This window comes from Hymenobacter tenuis, assembly GCF_054780495.1.
The window spans coordinates 460,789-477,887 of the sequence record NZ_BAAGWF010000004.1 but is presented as its reverse complement, the minus strand read 5'-3'; the positions used below and the strand labels follow the sequence as shown (position 1 = coordinate 477,887).

The window sequence follows — 17,099 nt, the reverse complement described above, 5'->3', positions numbered from 1 at the left end:
TTTGTGAGCTCAGGAGACCTAGGCCCTAAAGTGCCTCAAACTGTTCATTCTTTAGTTAGCTCCATAAATCGGCGGCGATGCGGAAGGTGTTGACGTGGGCATCTACAATATCAGCAATGCGCGGAGAGTAGCCCCCGCCCATGCACACTACTACCGGCAGTTGGTGGCGGTGGCAGGTTTCGAGCACAAACTGGTCGCGCTGGCGGCAGCCTTCCCGCGTGAGCCCGAGATGGCCCAGCTTATCGGTGGCCAGCACATCCACGCCGCTGAGGTAGAACACGAAGTCGGGTTGGTGCTCTTCCAGCAGGCGCGGCAGCGTGTCGCGGAGCAGGCCCAGGTACGTAGCGTCGTCGGCGCCGTCGGGCAGGGGCAGGTCGAGGTCCGATTGCTCTTTGCGGTGGGGGTAGTTGCGGGCCCCGTGCATGCTGAAGGTAAACACGCGCGGCTCCGCCTCGAAAATAGAGGCAGTGCCATTGCCCTGGTGCACATCCAGATCCACGACAAGCACCCGCTGCACCCCTAGCTCCGGCTGGGCTAGCAGGTACGCCGCCGCCGCCGCCTGGTCGTTGAGCAAGCAAAACCCTTCGCCCCGGCTCCGGAACGCATGGTGGGTGCCGCCGGCAATATTCAGGGCTACTCCGTGCTGAAGGGCCCGACGGGCGCACTCTAGGGTGCCACCCAGAATGGTAGTTTCGCGCAGTACTAGCTCCTCACTCCACGGAAACCCCGTGGCGCGCTCCTCGTGGCGGGTAAGCTGGCCGGCGCACAGGCGCTGGTAGTACTCAGGAGCATGTACCCGGACGATGTCCACTTCGGGTGGCGGTACGGGCTGGAAAAAGGCACTTTCCGGTACAATGCCTTCGCGGAGCAGTTGCTCGGGCAACAGCTCGTACTTGAGCATGGGGAAGCGGTGGTTGGCGGGCAGCGGGTGGGCGTACAAGGGCGCCCAGGCAATTGAAAGCATAGTCAAGCGAACCTACGCAGCAGCCGCCAAAACAGCTCAGGAACCAGTTGGCACCTCACAAAAATAACCGCCTTTGCAAGCGGTTATCTTCGGATTCGGGCGGTTTTGTAAGTGAGGCGTACTGGGCTCGAACCAGTGACCCCTACCTTGTCGAGGTAGTGCTCTGAACCAACTGAGCTAACACCCCGGACAAAACCATCTGGCGGCGGCCGTAAAGGGCCAAAGATAAAACTTAGCTAGCAGGATTTATCGCCTGGCGGGTATAAAATTTCTGCTTCACCTGTGGTCCTGCTGTAACCTTCTGGGCCGCCGTAAGTATAGCGGCTTACTGATGCTGTTCAAGCTTAAGTGCAAACAGCTCTTTCTTCTGACCTACCTCTTCCGCTCTCGTATGAAACATATTACCCTCCTGCTGGCCGGCTGCGCGCTGAGTGCCACTGCCCTAGCCCAAACTCCTACTGAAGCTCCCCGTGTAAGCGGCCTGCGCTCCTCCACTGACTACGCAGCCAGCACGGGCAGCGATTCGCGCAACAACGGATTCGGGATTAAAGGCGGCTTCACGGCGGCTCATTTCCGCGGCGACGACAAGAAAAACTACGGCAACGAAGGCACCTTTAACACCTTCCACGCTGGTATCTACTCGCAGTTTGGCTTCAATGATGCTTTCTCGATTCAGCCCGAGCTGCTGTATAGCCGCCAGGGTTTTGAGAGCAGCAGCCCCGCTAACCCCACCCAGAATACCTACACTACCCGCCTCGACTACCTGCAACTGCCGGTACTGCTGGTGTACAACTTCCTTGATAACGTAAGCGTGCACGTGGGCCCGCAGGTTTCCTTGCTCACGAAGGTGAAAGAAGGTGACCGGGAGCGTAAAATTGCCGACGACAACAACCTCTACGGCTACAGCTACAACAGCCTCGACTATGGCTTGGCGGCTGGGGTAGAAGCCCGCGTAGGACCGGCCCGCGTAGGCGGCCGCTACACCGCTGGCTTTGCCGATATCATTCAGGATCAAAACCTGGCCACCACCGGCAACAAAACTCTGACCAACATCAAGAATGGTGCGTTTCAGGTGTATGTGGGCATTGGTATTTCCAACTAATTCTTCACGCTACGGTTCAAAAAAGGAAGCCTCCTAGGAGGCTTCCTTTTTTTGTGTCTGCTAGCTGGGTTTCTACTACTGTATGTTGTCTTATGATGCTTGATTCTGGTGTTGCTGCGGCCACGGCTCTACCCGTCCTGAACCACGCCCGGGAACTCTTGGCCGAACGTGGCATGGCCGTGCTCGGCACGTGGGCGCTGCTCAACCTCGTGATTAGCGGCTACTACGTGGCCCGCACCGATACCCGCACACAAGCCCACCATTTCCACCTCATGAATGTGGGCTGGAATGTGGTGAATGCCTTGCTGGCCGTGTGGGGCATTTTGCAGGCGCATCCGCAGCAGGTGGCAGGCCTTACCCTCGCGGAGAGCCTAGCAGCCCAGTTTACTTTCGAGAAGATTTTGCTCTTCAATGCCGGGCTGGATGTGGCCTACCTCTGCGTAGGCAGCTGGCTTCAGGCCCGCGCCGACACGGAGGATGCCAAAAGGCCTGAGCGCCTGGCGGGCTTCGGCCGCTCGTTGTGGCTGCAAGGCGGCTTTTTACTCCTGTTCGACGTGGGGTTCTACCTCGTATACCACACGCACGCGGCCGCCTTGCTGGCCCTAGTGCCCTAGGCAGTTGGGGTAGGTAAACCGATTTAGATAGTCAGCCGGCCAAGTACCAGCCGGTTTGCGCACTTAGCAGGACTAGTCCTGCTCGTTTCGTTCGCGCTTGAGCTGTTTGCGCAGGTAGCGGACCCGCTCATCAAAGCCGTCGGGGTCGTAGCTGATGTCGTCTACGTCTAGCTCTTCCAGCATGTCCATCAGCTCATCGGGGTGCTCGGTGCGGGTGCCGCCGGGCACTTTCACAAAGGCCATTTCTGACCATAGCACTGCTTTCAGCCGCTGTCCGTCTTCGCTCAGCATCTGCATTTCCACTACCAGGTTCGAGTTATCGAAGTGGATAAGCTGGGTGCGGATACGAACTACCTCGGCGTGGTTGGCGGGACGCAAATAGGCAATATGGTGCTTGGTAATCACCCAACCTGAGTTAGAGTTGCGGGCCAGCTTGCCCAGGTTCAGGTCGTAGTGCTGAATGGTGTGCTCTTCGCGGGCATTCAGGAAATAATCGAGGTAGCGGGCATTGTTGAGGTGCCCGAGCATATCACAGTCCTGAAACCGGATGCGGTGCGTGGTTTCGGGAACCTGAACCAAAGAAGAAGCCATAACAAAGGTAAATAGTAAGGAGAAGAACCCAAACCACCGGCCGGCCCTAATGTTACGGCCCGGCGGTTTAGCCAGCGCGGCACCTTAGCCCGGAAGGCGGACGCTGTCGGCAGTTACCTCGTGGGGCGCGGCTTTGCGGGCATCGGTTGGGCTATCAAATACCAGCAGCACATGGTGCTCATCTAGTAGGGCCATGCCTTCGGCTTTGTCTTGGCCGGAGGTGGGGCCGCTGCCGTGGGGCACATCAAAGAGGCGCTGCAGCTTATCGGGCCCGATGAGGCTGTCCTGGGGCAGGCGCAGGGCGTCGGGCCAGCAGTATACGGCAATGGTACCGTCGAGGTCCATGGTAGGGCCGGCTAAGAGCAGCAAGTCGGAGCCCCGCTGGCGCAACTCCCGTACGCCCATGCCACCCAAGGCCAGGAAGTGCTTTTTGTAGTACACCTCCGTGGCGCCATCCAGCTTATCCAAGCGCAAGCGGCCGTGCTTATCTTCGCGGGGAAGCAGTTCAAGCACCATGGCCCAGCCACGTAGCACTGGGCCGCGCAGCCCTACAAACAAGCGGCCATCGGGCGCGGCGGCCAAGCCCTCAATATCAAACCCGTTGTCTTTGCCCGGAATCGACAGAAACGGCTTTAGGTGCGGATCATCGGCCAAGATATCGAGCAGATCGTTAGAGTCATCGGTGCCGCGGAGCTGGGCGGCGTGCAACATGCGCGTAGGATCAGTGGGGTGCGGGGCCGTTTTATGCAGCTCGAAGTCGCCAGTTTTGGGGTTGAGCAGCAACGGAATGCGGGCCAGCAGGTAGCGGTTGGGCTCTTCCTTCACTTCTGTTAGCCGGGCAATTTCCTTGTCTACGTCTTTGCTATCGGCGTCGGGCTTTTTGCGCTTGAGGCTATGTGAGCCTACCAGCCAGAGGTAATGCTCGCCCTCCCCCATGCCTTCAATATCAATTTCCTCGGTGCTCTCCGACGGCAAATCCAGAAAGTCGGTCACCTTATAAGAGCAGTGCTGGGCAAACTCATGCGGGCCCGTAAGGCGCAGGCGCTCAATGGTCGTGCGCTCGTCGCAACTCACCCACAGGTTGTCGCCGGTACGCAGCACCGTCGATAGCCCGTCGCGGACGTGCTTGCCAGCCGCGTTTAAGCTGTTTTTAGGATTAAATCGGAGGGTGTAGGGTTGGCGGCGCATACGTGAGGGGAATTAGAGGTCAGGAAGCTTCTGACAAACGCACCCACCTCGCATGAGGTTGAGCCACTAACACTAGGTCAGCAAAAAGCCGCAACCCTGCGCTGAGCAGGCCTGCGGCTTTTCGCTGACTTCGACTGACGTTTAAGAGGTTGAAGCGCCGAAAGCACCTAGCAACTTTGGTCAGGTTACTGGGCTTTGCGGGCCTGCATCTGGGCTTGCACCTGGCGCTGTTTGGCTTTGAGCTGCTTGTACTGGGCCGGTGTAAGAATGGTTTGCAGTTCCTGGTCAGAGGCCAAGTTGATGCGCTTCAATTCGGCTAGTAAGGCTGGACGGTTGGCGCCCAAGCGTTGCTGAGCGGCGTTGGCCTGCTCTACGGTGCTAGTAAACACGGCGCGCACTTTGCGCCGCTGGTCGTTTTCTAGGTTGAGCTCTTCCGTGAGCACATCGGTTAGGTCGCGGGCGGCGGTGGGCGCTACTACGGGAGCCGGAGCAGCAACCGGCTCGGCTTTGGCGGTAGAGTTTTTAGCCTTGTCGCGGCGGGCACAACCCGCCAGCAAGCTAGCCGCCAACAGCAGGGAAAGGGTAAAGCGGGGAGCGTACATAGAAGGGAAAAATAGGGGTGTGGTTCACCTACGCGAAAAATGCACCAACGGCTATGTTTCCCCGCGAATTATCCGGCTACGGCTACTCGGCCCGCCGCTGCTTCGGCTGGTAGACTGGCTTTTAGCTCCTGCGCCATATAGTGCGCCAAGGCCATAATAGTGAGCATAGGGTTTACGCCGCTGCACGCCGGAAACGCCGACGCATCGGCCACAAACAGGTTTTTTACCTCGTACAGTTCGCCGGAAGGGCTAGTTGGGTGCGTGGCGGCGGTGCCACCCATGCGACAGGTACTCATTTGATGGGCGCTGTAGAGCCCAAATTGATTGGGCTTCCAGCCCAGATGCGGCAGCCCATCTAGCACTTCCGGGTTCAGCAGCTTGCCGTCCTGGGCTTTTAGGGTTGGCAGCGTACCATGGGGTAGCAGCACTGTGTGGGCGCCGGCGGCCACATGAATTTCGGCAGCCGCCCGCACGCCTTGCAGCAGGTGGTTGCGGTCGAAAGCACTCAGGGTATAATCAATAAGGGGAGCACCGTGGGGGTCGATGGTTACACGGCCACCATCCCGGTCGCGGGTGAGCACAATAAAGGAGCCGAGGTGCGCGGCCTGCTGCATTAGCTCTTTGTGCTGGCGGCCGGAGCGCCAGGGCAGTACCATGGACATCAGGCCGGGGTGGGCGGGCGGCGTTTCCAGCTTCACACCAAAGTTAGAGCCTTCCATGCGGGTAAAGGCATCATTCACCACCGACATCATGGGCCCGTGCCACGGATTAATGGCCTGCGCATACAGCCCTGAAACCGCTACAGTGGGGTGCAAATGCAGGTGTTGCCCAATATGGGAATGGCGCAAACCACTCCTTAGCAGCAATGCCGGCGTCTGGATGGAGCCACCGGCTACTACTACCCGCCGGGCCCGCACCGTTACCCGTATCGGGCGGCCATCGGGGGCGGTGTACACCGCTTCGGCGCCGGTAGCCCGGCCTTGGGCCGTGGTTACACGACTTACGTGGGTGTTGCACAGCATGCGGGCGCCGTGGTCGAAGGCGGTTTGCAGGTACGTATTCAGGGTACCCTGCTTGATGCCGTGCCGGTCGCCGAAACCGCTGTAGCCGAGGCCGCAGTAGTGCTGCTCCGAGTCGGTGAGCCCTTTTTCGTTGCGCGGAATCAGCTTTACGTCCTGCCCTAGTTTTCGGGAGCCGTCCCAGAGAGCTTGGTTCTGGCCGTTATGGCGGGTATAGTCGGTATTGACCCCTAGTACCTCACTAACCGCCGCTAGGCTGCGCTTAAACTCCATTGAGGTAAAATGAGGCACTTCATGCTCGCGGGCCCACTCTTCCAGCACATAGTCAGGTGTCTGGAAAGCCCCAGCCCAGTTTACGGTGGTGCCGCCGCCCAGGCAGGAGCCAGCCAGCAGCGCAATGCCACCATCTTGGGTTGAAAGCGCCCCGCGGCCATCATAGAGCGCGCCCAGCATCTCTACTTCGCGCTGGCAGAAATCAGGGCCGTGGAAGTAAGGGCCTTTCTCCAGCACCAGCACTGCCTGCCCAGCCGCAGCCAACTCCCCCGCCACCACTCCCCCACCGGCGCCGCTGCCAATTACCAGCACGTCGCAGTCGTAATGCACGTCCTGAGCCGGAGTCAGCAGCCGGATGGGCTTTTCCGTTACCACCGACTCATCGACCACCTGCGGGCCGGGGTAGCCGATATGCTCCCACACAAAGTTGCCCTGCTCGGGCGTGGAGCCGCCGTAGTACAGAAACACAAACAGCTTGCGCAGGGCATGAAAGCCTTTCCGCAGCTGGGGCACGTTGCTGGCGGCCCAGCTTTGCAGCAGCTTTTCACGCTGCTCAGGGGCTAGGCGCGCAAACGGCCGAAGCGGCCCAAACCACGTGAGGCCCAGCATAGGAGCATCCAGCAGCTTGAGCAACTGCAGAAACTCTTGGCGGGCGGCGGCCGGCTGCGCTTCCAGCACCAGCCCAATCTTCTCCAGATCTACTCCTTCGGAGCCAGCCCGATTCCAATACGCGGTATCGGTTGAAGCCTCGGGCGGGGCTAGTGACGGGATAAAGGTATCGGCAAGGGCGCGCAGGGTGGCGTGTTGAGCAGCAGAGAAGAGCATAACCGGGCAGGAAGTGAAACCGCCGGCTACGTGGGAAACACCGGCGCCCTAAAAGTTCGGCATTTTTTGGCAGAACTACTCGGCTTGCATACAAGTTTTACGGGCACAAACCGGCCACTGCAGCATAGCATCGGTTTGACGATATGCTGAACCTAGTACCCTTCCTCATTCCTCCTGCTAGCTCCTAGCTTACAGCCACTTCACCAGCCAGTTGATGAGCTTCTTTACCTGCGGCGAATACGGCGGATAAATGGGTTTCAGGCCGGTATGGCCCACGCGCTGCTTTAGTACTGATTTCTCGTTGCTGAAGGCCTGAAAACCCGCATAACCGTGCGCCCGGCCCAGGCCGCTGTTGCCAAACCCGCCAAAGGGCAGCTCTGGGTGGGCCAAGTGCAGAATAGTTTCGTTGACGCAGGCGCCACCGGCCGGCATGTTCTGGAGCAGGTAGCGCTGGTTTTCGGCGCTTTGGCTGAATACGTACAAAGCCAGCGGCCTAGGTCGGGAATTCACCTCATCCACTGCTTCCGCTAGGTTGCGGAACGTACGCACGGGCAGCAACGGCCCGAATATTTCTTCCTGCATCAGGCGGCTATCGGCGGGTAAGTTCAGCAGCACCGTGGGCTCTATGAAGCGGTGCGCGGCATCCGTCTGGCCGCCCAGCGCCACCGTTGCGCCAGCCGCCCGGGCTTCTTCCAGCATCGATGCTACCCGGCCGAAATGGTGGTCGTTGACAATGCGGGCAAAGGAAGAGGATGCAGCTACGCCCTCGCCTTCAGGGTTATAGAAGCGCTGCACTACGCCTTTTATTTCGGCTACCAGCTCGTCGCGGATGGCTTCGTGCACCAGCAAATAGTCAGGGGCCACGCAGGTTTGGCCAGCATTAATGCCCTTGCCCCACACAATTTTCTCGGCGGCATCGCGCAGGTTGGCGGTTTCATCAATCACGGCCGGACTTTTACCGCCCAGCTCCAAAGTCACGCTGGTCAGGTGCTCGGCGGCAGCGCGCATCACTACTTTGCCCACCTGCGGACTGCCCGTGAAGAAAATATGATGAAACGGCAGCGCCAGCAGCGCCGTGGCCACGTCTTTGTCGCCTTCCACCACCGTTACCTCGGCGGGGTCGAACAGCTCGCGGCACATACGGCTGAGCAGGGCCGCTACCGTGGGCGTCATTTCAGAGGGCTTGATAATGCAGCAGTTGCCGGCCGCCAGCGCCGATACCAGCGGATCAAGAGCCAAATAAAACGGATAATTCCAGGGCGCGATAATCAGGCACACCCCTTTGGGCTCATGCTGCACCCAGCCGCGCGTACCTACCAGCGACATGGGCGTACCCACCCGGCGGGGCTGGGTCCACTGCTTCAGATGGCGCAGCGTATGCTTTATCTCGGTTTGCGTAGGCCAGATTTCGGTTACGTCGGTTTCCGCAACCGGCTTCCGGAAATCGGCGAACAGGGCCTGCTCAATGGCAGCGCGGTTTTCAGTTACCCAAGCAGCCAAGGCGCGCAAACGGCGGGCCCGGCTTTCTACCGGCTCGCGGCGCAAGGCTTCGGAGCGGGCCAGCTGGCTAGCAAACAGCTTGGCAACTGAGGAGGGCTCCTGGGCTACTGCAGTGGCGCCCGACGAGGGTAAAACGGTTGGTGTAGACATGGCAAAGGGAAGTAGCGGCTGATAAAGAAACGCAGATTAATTACGCGGAGCCCGCCAGAGTTCCAACGACATACCCACATCTTTGTGGAAATGTTTGCCTAGGGTGCTCGCCGCAACAAACCGCCCGGCTAGCCTATTTTATATCCGTTTGTTATGCAACAGGTCTGTCATCGTCTTCAGGAGCTGCTGGAACTACTCAATGCGCGCCTGCCAGCTTTTTCAGAAGTGGAGCTGGAAATGCAGCACGCCCCCGGCAAATGGTCGCGCAAACAGATTCTGGGGCACTTAATAGACTCGGCAGCCAACAACCATCGGCGCTTTATTCTGGCCAGCACCCGGCCCGAGCCGCTGGTCATCATCCCGTACGACCAGGATGAATGGGTGCGCCTGGCCAATTACCAGCACACGCCGGCCACCGATTTGCTGAGCCTCTGGACCTGCTACAACCGGCAGCTGATCCGCATCATTCTACAATTACCCGCAGCAGCCCTGCACCATCCCTGCGAGTTCGATAACGGCTATAGCGTTACGCTGGGCTGGCTGATAGAGGATTACGTGATGCACCTGGAGCAGCATGTGCAGCAGATCCTGGGGCGCACGCCTAGGTAGTTGCTACAGATAAGGCACTTTTATTGTACAGAGCGGCGTTAGCAAATCTTGGCTTTCCAATTTTTTACGCTTTCTGTGCCGTTACCTTTCTCGCTTACCCGCTTTTTCGCCCCTGTTGCCTGCACGCTCACGCTGAGTTTCTCACTGCCTTCTTCCACGCAAGCCACCGCCCCGCCGGCTCTGGAAACGCCTTCCCGTATTCGGGTGCGCCCCGTGGCTCCTAATGTGTTTGTGCACACCTCGTACGGGCGCTACCCCGGTAAGGCGGGCCTTACTGCTTCTAATGGCCTAGTGGTACGCACCGCGCAGGGCGTAGTGCTGATTGATACCGCCTGGGACCCAGAACAAACGGAACAGCTACTGCGCTGGGTAACTGATAGCCTGCATGAGCGGGTTCGGCTGGCCGTCATCACCCACGCCCACGATGACCGAACGGGTGGCCTGGCGGTGCTGCAAGCGCACCGAATTAAAGTATATAGCACCCCGCTTACGGCGCAACGTTACCTAGCCAAGCATCCGCAGCAAGTAGCTCCCGCCCCGGCACTTAAACGCTATACGCTCATTCGAGCGGGCCGCACCCGCGTGGAGCTGTTTTTCCCCGGGGCCGGGCACTCCGCTGATAATATGGTGGCCTGGCTGCCCAAGCAAAAGGTTTTGTTTGGCGGTGAACTGATTCGGGAACAAGCGGCCACCAATTTGGGCCCGCTCGAGGATGCAAACCTGAAACAATGGCCCGCTACGTTGCGCACCCTGGCCACCCGCTACCCCAAAGCCCGAATCGTTATACCAGGCCACGGCCAGTGGGGCAACCCCGAGCTGCTGGTGCACACCCACACACTACTACGCCAAGAAAGTCGGCGCCAGCCCCAAACGGCCCTCAACGAATAACCCTAGCCCTGCTGAGCGGCTGAACCGTTACTTGCGCTGCTTCTGCTTCTTGAGGTACGCAGTGGCCTCGTTGTGGGCTTCTGATTTGCGCTCGGCTTTTTTCTGCACCTCTTTGTAGTTACGCACGGCGGTAGCAATGTCCTTTTCCTTGTCGGCGATGCGGGCAATGTTCAGCAGAGCATAGAGGTAAAAGCCTTGCTTGGTATCGTTGGTGCTTTCGGCAAATACCACGCAGCGCTGGTAGTACTCTTTGGCCCTTTTCAGATCTTTGTACTGGTTTTGCATAAGGCTTCCGAGGAAGAACGTAGCGTAGCGCCCGCTAATAGCCTCGTAGCCCGGCAGGCCCCGGTTCAGCTTGTCCAGAATGTCCCGGCTTACCCGCTCGCACTCGTTCAGGTCGCCAATCTGGTAGCTCATTAGGGCATAAAAGCGCTGGAAGTAGCCGTTATCGGGGTAGGTTGTGGCCATAACGCGGGCTAGTGGCAACGCTTCCTCGGGCTTATTCTCCTGGTTTTGCAGGATTTTCATCAAGAACACCTTGGCCTCCGGAGCGGTATAGAAGCCATTGGCCGAAACGCTGCGCAACTGAGCTAGCCCCAGGTTTTTGTTGCCTTTCGGGAAGAACAGCAGCACCGGCCGCAGCAAGGGGTAGTTATCGGAAATCCAGGGCGCGTAGTAGTTAATCAGGGCTTGGCCGAACAGGAACTCGGGGCTGAGGCCGTTGGCTTCCTTACTTTTTTCGAGGTAGGCCAGGGAATTTTTGCTGGAGAAGGTAGCCTTGCGCCAGTTGTGCCGCTCGGAGTGCAGGCGCGCCGAAAACCCGTAGGCCGCCGACAAGAAAAAGCAGGCCTCATAATTCTTATTGTCGCGGGCATAGAGGGCTTCACCCTTGGTAATGGCCGTGTCCATGTAGGCCAGAAACGTTTTGTCGTAGCGCTCCTCGGTAATGTTAGAAGGCATCAGCTTCCACCAGGTAGTAAGACCTAGCAGGAAGTACGGCATGGGGTGCTGCGGGTAGCGGCGGCGCAGGCTTCGGAACTGCCGCTCGGCACGGTCGTGCTTGAAGTTATAGATGTTCTGCACGGCCCCTTCGAGCTCCGTCTGAATATCCTTGTCCAGCAGCAGCCACCCAGAAATATCAACGGCCGCGGGAGCTACGTCGACGTTGGAAAGGGTAATCTGGCGGGCTGAGCGGGAAGTATCAGGCTGCTGTGCCTTGGCCCCGAAGGAGAACAACAGCAAGCAAGCAAGCAAATAAAGGCGCATAGAGGACAATTGGAACCCTAAGTATAGGGGAAAAAGGTCGGAAGCCGAGCTATGGCAACGGGCCAAGCGGCCCTTTCATACGTACAGAAACAAAAAAAAGAGGCTGAAGCTCCCACAGCCTCAACCTCTTTTGCGTTTACCGGACACCAAAGGCAGCCCGGGAAACGGCCAGCGGCTAAAATTCCCACCCAAAGCCGCTGGATGTCTGTACTAAAAACAGCCTAGTGGCTGCCTTCTTCTGGCTGATGCATATGCAGCCAGCTGTATGCGTTATACTGGCCAGGCGTCAGGATGCGCCCCAGGGCCAGCGAATATTCCTTTTCAATTGCTACCACCGAGGAAACCGGCAGGAGCCGCTCGTCGGAGTTGGTAGCCACCATGGCCGCCCGGTTGGCTGAGGCCGGCAACGCGCTGAGCTGCTGCAGATATTTCCGGGTGCTTTTTGCTACGGCACGCTGCTGCTGGCGGTTAAGCTGCAAAGCTTGCGTGAGGTAGCCCGTTAGGCGCTCAGTGCGTAGTTTTACTGATTGAGGCGAGGCAGCTACCGGTTGCGCGGCCTGCGCAAAACGAGAACCTACTACCAAAAGCAGCAACATGGCCAGCGTTAATAGGCAGGTATGGAATGTCTTCATTCGGGTAGCTCGATTTGATATTGCAATTTCGGATTAAAATAGCCTATGCGGCTACTGCCTTGTTCGCCAATTACGGTGTCATATTGACCAAAACTGTTAACTTCACGTTCCCACCTAGCCATTCTGGCATTATTGAACTGTGAAGCTACAATTTGAGCCCATCCACCCCACCGTCGACAGCTCATTTACTTTGCTCCATTATACTGAGGTAGGCAAAGCAGAGTTGCTTTGGCACTATCATCCGGAGTACGAGCTGGTTTACATTCCGAAAGGCCACGGCCGACGCCATATAGGGCAGCACATCTCTCGGTTTGAGGAAGGTGAGCTGGCTCTTATAGGTCCCGACTTGCCGCACCTGACGTTTAGTTACGGCCATCCGGCGGGCACACCCTTCGAGGAAATTGTGGTGCAGCTGCGCGGCGATTTCCTTGGTCCTGATTTCTGGGAGAAGTCGGAAATGGCTTCTATCCGGCAGCTGCTGGCACGCTCGCACGAGGGTCTTTCGTTTGGCGGCAATACGCGCGCTACCGTGGGGCCCGCCTTGCGCCAACTGCTGAATGCGCCGCCCTTTATGCGCCTGCTGCTACTGCTGCAGGTGCTGCAAGATTTGGCTCAGGCTCCCGCCGAAGATTGTATTCCGCTGCATGCCGGCAACGGTGGGCAAGGGCTGAGCGGCAAGGAGCAGCAGCGCCTAAGCCGCGTGTATCAGTTTGTGGAGCAAAATTACCAGCGCACTACCCTCTCGGTGCAGGAAGTGGCTGATGTAGCCCACCTCTCAGTGCCAGCGTTCTGCCGCTACTTCAAGAAGATGACGCGCCATACGCTCACCGATTTCCTGCAGGAATACCGCGTGGGCCAGGCCTGCCGCCTCCTGCTCGATGACGACCTGGCCGTAACAGAAGTGTGCTACTCGTGTGGGTTCAATAACCTCTCGCACTTCAACAAAACCTTCCGCAAATACACCGGCCAAAGCCCCACTGAATATCGTCGCCAGCGCATGGGCAAGTAACTAGGCCCGAACTGCGGCTGAAGTGCTGGAATTCTGGTGCGGTAACCAGCCCCTGGGTTTCAGCACTTGGGCCCCCTTCAGGACCTAGGGAACAAGCGCCGCATGGCTCGTGTCTGGCAGATGAATGTCTGCTATACTGATATGACTGTGTTGTTGCGTTGGAAGGGGTTTGGGGGAATAACCGGGCTAGTACTGCTCCTGGTGCTGCTGACCGCGGCCCGGCAAGCTTCCCCCGAAAAACCGCTGGTGCTGCAACCGGCTCCTTCTGCTTTCAAAACCGCCTTATTTACTGTAAAAGCGGTGCGCGATGAGCGCCCGGGCCACCCGGCCGTAGCGTGGCTGCTGCCCGCCCCATCTGTGGTTGGCAGCAAGCCCCGTCCGGTGGAGCTGCAGGGAGGCACTGCCACCGCATTGCGCCAGTTTGCAACGCGCATGCTGCCGGCCCAAGCGGCTCGGTATAACGTGGTGTTGCGTGTGCTGGAGTGCCGGGTTCAGGAAACGCCGGGAGGTGGCGGGCAGGCGGCGGGCCAGGTTACGCTGCATTTAGCCTTCGACTGGACAAACTCCGAGGGCCGCATCATCACCCTGACCGAGTACCGTGGCGGCGCCCGCTACCTGCGGCCCCTCGCCGACCGCACGGTGGTGGAGCCCGTACTGCGCCAGGCCTTGGTGACGAGCTTTACCTACTTCAATACGTGGCTTACGCGCGCCGCCACGCACGATGTTCGGCTGGCAACAGCCGTGCACCCGGTGTTTCGGTACGAAACCACACGAACGGAACCAGACACCGTGTTTTATGACCCCGCCCGGCCGCTGGTATGGTCTGATTTTACGGGGCAGCCGCGGCCGCGCGGGCGTTTTGCCGCTTCAGTATTTCCGAGCTTTGCTTACCAAGGCCGGCCTAGGGTAGTGAATGGAGTGATAGAGCTGGACCTGATACTGAAGGTGTTTGTGGTGCGGAGCTCTTCGTGGGTAGATGCCGGCCAGCGCACCGACTACCACCTGAACCACGAGCAGCGGCATTTTGACTTGGTGCGGCTGGTGGCCGAACGGTTTCGCCGCAAGGCCTCGCCCGATAGCCTCACCGTAGAAGACTACAACAGCATTCTGCAACTACAGTACCTGAAGTCGTTCACGGAAATGAACCACATTCAGGAACAGTATGACACCGAAACCCAGGGCGGTCTGAATACGGTGGCGCAGGAGCGCTGGAACCGCCGCATTGATGAGGAGCTGCGGCACTATGGCGTGACGCACTAGGCCTGTCAACTCCCCAAACCCCCAAATAAAAGCCCGTATACTGGTCAGTACACGGGCTTTTGTTTGGGGGTTTGGGCAGGGCTAGCGCTTGATTTTGGTGGTACCGTCGTCGGCGTCACGCTTTACTTTGGTGCCGCTGGGGTACTCCACTTTCCGGTCGCCGTCTTTGTCTACTTTCACGGTTTTGCCATTCGAGTACACAATCTTCGTTTCGCCGTTGGCTTTCTTATCATACTTCACCACTGAGGGGCCCTGCCGACGCGCTGGAGCTGCTTCCCGTTCCGTCGTTGTGGTTGTGATGGTGGCGTTGCTATACGGAGTGCCTGAGTAGTAGCTGTTGCGGTTGGTTTCGTACGTGCGGTACTGGTTTGGGTCCGTGATGTAGGTCCGGACTTCGCGGTCGGTGTTGTCGTTGATGGCGCGCTGGGCGGCATAACGGCCGGTGGTATCAGTGGCGTAACGCGTTTCCACGTCGCGGAGCTGACGGCCACGCGTGTAGTAGGTTTTCTCTACGCGGGTTACCACTACGGTATCGGTCAGGCGCAGGTCCTGTGCAATGCGGTCGGCTAGGCGGTCGGCTTCGGTGCGGTACGCAGCGGTATCAGCCGTAGCAGTGGCATCTGCATCCGTGTCCATGGTGCCGTCGCGGACTACTACGGCCGTATCGGCAGAAGGAGTAGTAGCAGCATCCACGGCCGCTTGTTTATCCTGATTACAGGAAACCACGGCGAGGCTGGCCGCGCAGGAAAGGAAAAGCAAGGTCTTATTCATCAGGAATAGCAATAGGTGGGAGAAGAGCATAGCCCGCAGGCTATACTGGCCGCTGTTACGGCGCAGGTTACGGCGAGGTTGTGCCCGCCTTTCTAAAGCCACGCGCAGTACCAACGCCAAACAGGCAGAATAGCGGGTCCCTAGACTGAGCGAAAGCCGCGGGCGGAGGAAGCGGTTGATAAAAAGCAGAAGCTCAGGCAACCGATGGGCTAGTGGCTTCATCTGATGAGTACTAGCCTTCCTTTCATTTGTAACTCAACTGCTCCATGAAGTCTGCCCTACTCAAATCGTTAGCCGCTACGGCCGTGCTTAGCATGGCTACCCTCGGCGCCAGCCTCGCGCAGCAGACCCGCTCGGTAGGCTTGTTTCAAACAGTTAGAACCAGCGGTGCCATTGATGTGGTGCTCACGCAGGGCGCTACTACTTCCGTGAAGGTTGATGCTGATCCGGACGTGCTGGAGTACATCAAAACAGAAGTAAAAGACGGTACGCTGCAACTCTACCGGTCCAATACGAACACGCTAAGCCAGCTGCTCAATAACAAGAAAGTAACGGTGTACATCACGTGCCCCACGCTGAAAGGAGTAGAAGCCAGCGGCGCTTCGGACGTGAAAAGCACCACCCCCTTCACCGCCGACGAGTTTACCATCAGGGCCAGCGGCGCCTCCGATGTAACCTTGGTTATCAAGGCCAAAAACCTCAGCGCCACCGCCTCCGGCGCCAGCGACCTGCGCCTGACCGGGCAAGTAGAGCGCCAACAGGTGCAGCTCAGCGGCAGCAGCGACTACCAAGCCTATAACCTGCAAAGCCGCACTGCCAGCGTGCAGGCCAGCGGCTCCTCCGATGCCTACGTGGCCGTTACGGAGGAGCTGTCATCTAGAACCTCTGGCGCCAGCGACATTCATTACAAAGGCAAGCCCCGCGTGACGAGATAAGCCAGTACGTTTACTAGGTACTTCACAAGCGGAAAGTGCTAGCTTAAATCAGGCTAGCACTTTCCGCCTTTTTCTGGTTTCCTATCTTGACTACTCACTACCCCCTCAACTGTGGCAAAGCGCAGATTATAAGCCTAGATGCCGATGAATATGGCAATTACATTGCCTTGCTCAGCACGTCCGAAGTTCAGATCAACGACGAGCGGATTCAGCTACACGAGCAGTTCCGGAACCCGCGTATCCGGGAGCTGAATGCCGAGCTCTTTCTGATTGTTGAGGGCCGGTTGCGAACCACCGATAATGCTCACATATTCGACCGTGCGGGACGCAAGCTTCTGACCTTTAATGCCGGAGACGCCATTGCGGATATCCTGATTCAGCAGGGCCAGATTGTTATTTCGTACTTCGATGAAGGTATTGGAAGTAAAACGCCTAGTAGGGACGGTTTAGCGGTATTTGACTTTTCGGGCCAGCAGGTTTTTGGGTACAATTCCAGTCAGCCCTACTTTATTCTGGACTGCTACTGCATGACAAAACAAGGCAAGGACACCATTCTGGCCTATGCGTACACTGACTTCCATTTGATAGAAGTACGCCTTACCGATTTCCGCGTGATTCATCATACCACTCCAGCTGATGTTGCCGGCGCCCACGCCGTAACTACCAGCCGCGGTAATATCATCTTTCATTCCTCCTATGAGGAACCAGCCCGCTTCTTCTGGTGGAATAAAGCCAAAAAAGTAACTCGATTCGGACACCACGAGGAAATGGGCTTGCGTGGTATCGGCAATGGCAAGTTTTTAGCCTTCGATGAGGCTGGCTTCAGCATAGTTGATGCCATGGAAATCATGCGCGACGAGCATATAGCAGATTAATAACAAACCCGCACTAGCCCCGCTAC

At 58.2% G+C, this 17,099-nt stretch carries 17 protein-coding genes and 1 tRNA gene; 8 read left to right on the top strand and 10 right to left on the bottom strand.

Annotated elements, in window-relative coordinates; genetic code table 11:
- Positions 1 to 55 precede the first annotated feature (55 nt).
- Both ACYVGU_RS15505 and ACYVGU_RS15500 read right to left on the bottom strand, forming a co-directional pair.
- Complete coding sequence (locus tag ACYVGU_RS15505; RefSeq protein WP_460622797.1) at positions 56 to 964, bottom strand: histone deacetylase family protein; 909 nt, start codon at positions 962 to 964, stop codon at positions 56 to 58.
- 112 nt (positions 965 to 1,076) lie between these two features.
- Positions 1,077 to 1,151, bottom strand: a tRNA-Val gene (locus tag ACYVGU_RS15500).
- Between the two features lie 204 nt (positions 1,152 to 1,355).
- On the opposite strand from ACYVGU_RS15500, the gene ACYVGU_RS15495 reads away from it, so the two are divergent.
- Both ACYVGU_RS15495 and ACYVGU_RS15490 read left to right on the top strand, forming a co-directional pair.
- Positions 1,356 to 2,066 carry a porin family protein gene (locus ACYVGU_RS15495; protein WP_460622796.1) on the top strand — a complete coding sequence of 237 codons (711 nt, stop codon included), beginning with the start codon at positions 1,356 to 1,358 and terminating at the stop codon, positions 2,064 to 2,066.
- A gap of 92 nt (positions 2,067 to 2,158) precedes the next feature.
- Complete coding sequence (locus tag ACYVGU_RS15490; RefSeq protein WP_460622795.1) at positions 2,159 to 2,680, top strand: DUF6992 family protein; 522 nt, start codon at positions 2,159 to 2,161, stop codon at positions 2,678 to 2,680.
- 72 nt (positions 2,681 to 2,752) lie between these two features.
- Here the strand turns inward: ACYVGU_RS15490 and ACYVGU_RS15485 are convergent, their stop codons facing one another.
- The 5 genes from ACYVGU_RS15485 to ACYVGU_RS15465 form a co-directional block, all read right to left on the bottom strand.
- The gene (locus ACYVGU_RS15485; RefSeq protein WP_460622794.1) at positions 2,753 to 3,271 is read right to left on the bottom strand and encodes an acyl-CoA thioesterase; all 519 of its coding nucleotides are present in this window, start codon (positions 3,269 to 3,271) and stop codon (positions 2,753 to 2,755) included.
- Between the two features lie 84 nt (positions 3,272 to 3,355).
- Positions 3,356 to 4,459 carry a DUF3616 domain-containing protein gene (locus tag ACYVGU_RS15480; protein WP_460622793.1) on the bottom strand — a complete coding sequence of 368 codons (1,104 nt, stop codon included), beginning with the start codon at positions 4,457 to 4,459 and terminating at the stop codon, positions 3,356 to 3,358.
- 185 nt (positions 4,460 to 4,644) lie between these two features.
- The gene (locus ACYVGU_RS15475) at positions 4,645 to 5,061 is read right to left on the bottom strand and encodes a hypothetical protein (protein WP_460613557.1); all 417 of its coding nucleotides are present in this window, start codon (positions 5,059 to 5,061) and stop codon (positions 4,645 to 4,647) included.
- A gap of 68 nt (positions 5,062 to 5,129) precedes the next feature.
- Positions 5,130 to 7,178: a GMC family oxidoreductase N-terminal domain-containing protein gene (locus tag ACYVGU_RS15470; protein ID WP_460622792.1), complete on the bottom strand. Its 2,049-nt coding sequence runs from the start codon at positions 7,176 to 7,178 to the stop codon at positions 5,130 to 5,132.
- Positions 7,179 to 7,367: 189 nt separating this feature from the next.
- Positions 7,368 to 8,828 (bottom strand): aldehyde dehydrogenase family protein, encoded by a 1,461-nt coding sequence (locus ACYVGU_RS15465; protein ID WP_460622791.1) that lies wholly within the window; start codon positions 8,826 to 8,828, stop codon positions 7,368 to 7,370.
- Between the two features lie 153 nt (positions 8,829 to 8,981).
- Between ACYVGU_RS15465 and ACYVGU_RS15460 the strand changes: the two genes are divergently transcribed.
- Together ACYVGU_RS15460 and bla are read left to right on the top strand one after the other, a co-directional pair.
- Positions 8,982 to 9,437, top strand: a complete 456-nt coding sequence (locus ACYVGU_RS15460; RefSeq protein WP_460613553.1) for a DinB family protein — start codon at positions 8,982 to 8,984, stop codon at positions 9,435 to 9,437.
- A gap of 75 nt (positions 9,438 to 9,512) precedes the next feature.
- Positions 9,513 to 10,325, top strand: coding sequence for a subclass B1 metallo-beta-lactamase (gene bla / locus ACYVGU_RS15455; protein WP_460622790.1), 813 nt, complete (start codon positions 9,513 to 9,515; stop codon positions 10,323 to 10,325).
- Between the two features lie 27 nt (positions 10,326 to 10,352).
- Here the strand turns inward: bla and ACYVGU_RS15450 are convergent, their stop codons facing one another.
- A complete protein-coding gene (locus ACYVGU_RS15450) occupies positions 10,353 to 11,567 on the bottom strand; it encodes a tol-pal system protein YbgF (RefSeq protein WP_460613551.1) in 1,215 nt (404 codons plus the stop codon).
- Positions 11,568 to 11,812: 245 nt separating this feature from the next.
- Positions 11,813 to 12,223, bottom strand: coding sequence for a hypothetical protein (locus ACYVGU_RS15445; RefSeq protein ID WP_460622789.1), 411 nt, complete (start codon positions 12,221 to 12,223; stop codon positions 11,813 to 11,815).
- Positions 12,224 to 12,362: 139 nt separating this feature from the next.
- Between ACYVGU_RS15445 and ACYVGU_RS15440 the strand changes: the two genes are divergently transcribed.
- Both ACYVGU_RS15440 and ACYVGU_RS15435 read left to right on the top strand, forming a co-directional pair.
- Positions 12,363 to 13,232, top strand: a complete 870-nt coding sequence (locus ACYVGU_RS15440) for a helix-turn-helix domain-containing protein (protein ID WP_460613547.1) — start codon at positions 12,363 to 12,365, stop codon at positions 13,230 to 13,232.
- Positions 13,233 to 13,373: 141 nt separating this feature from the next.
- On the top strand, positions 13,374 to 14,492 hold the full coding sequence (locus ACYVGU_RS15435; protein ID WP_460622788.1) for a hypothetical protein: 1,119 nt from the start codon (positions 13,374 to 13,376) through the stop codon (positions 14,490 to 14,492).
- An 81-nt stretch (positions 14,493 to 14,573) separates the two neighbouring features.
- On the opposite strand, the gene ACYVGU_RS15430 is transcribed toward ACYVGU_RS15435, so the two are convergent.
- Complete coding sequence (locus tag ACYVGU_RS15430; RefSeq protein WP_460613544.1) at positions 14,574 to 15,293, bottom strand: T-complex 10 C-terminal domain-containing protein; 720 nt, start codon at positions 15,291 to 15,293, stop codon at positions 14,574 to 14,576.
- 236 nt (positions 15,294 to 15,529) lie between these two features.
- On the opposite strand from ACYVGU_RS15430, the gene ACYVGU_RS15425 reads away from it, so the two are divergent.
- Together ACYVGU_RS15425 and ACYVGU_RS15420 are read left to right on the top strand one after the other, a co-directional pair.
- The gene (locus ACYVGU_RS15425) at positions 15,530 to 16,198 is read left to right on the top strand and encodes a head GIN domain-containing protein (RefSeq protein WP_460622787.1); all 669 of its coding nucleotides are present in this window, start codon (positions 15,530 to 15,532) and stop codon (positions 16,196 to 16,198) included.
- 86 nt (positions 16,199 to 16,284) lie between these two features.
- Entirely contained in the window at positions 16,285 to 17,073 is a 789-nt protein-coding gene (locus tag ACYVGU_RS15420) for a hypothetical protein (RefSeq protein ID WP_460622786.1), read from the top strand.
- Positions 17,074 to 17,099 lie beyond the last annotated feature (26 nt).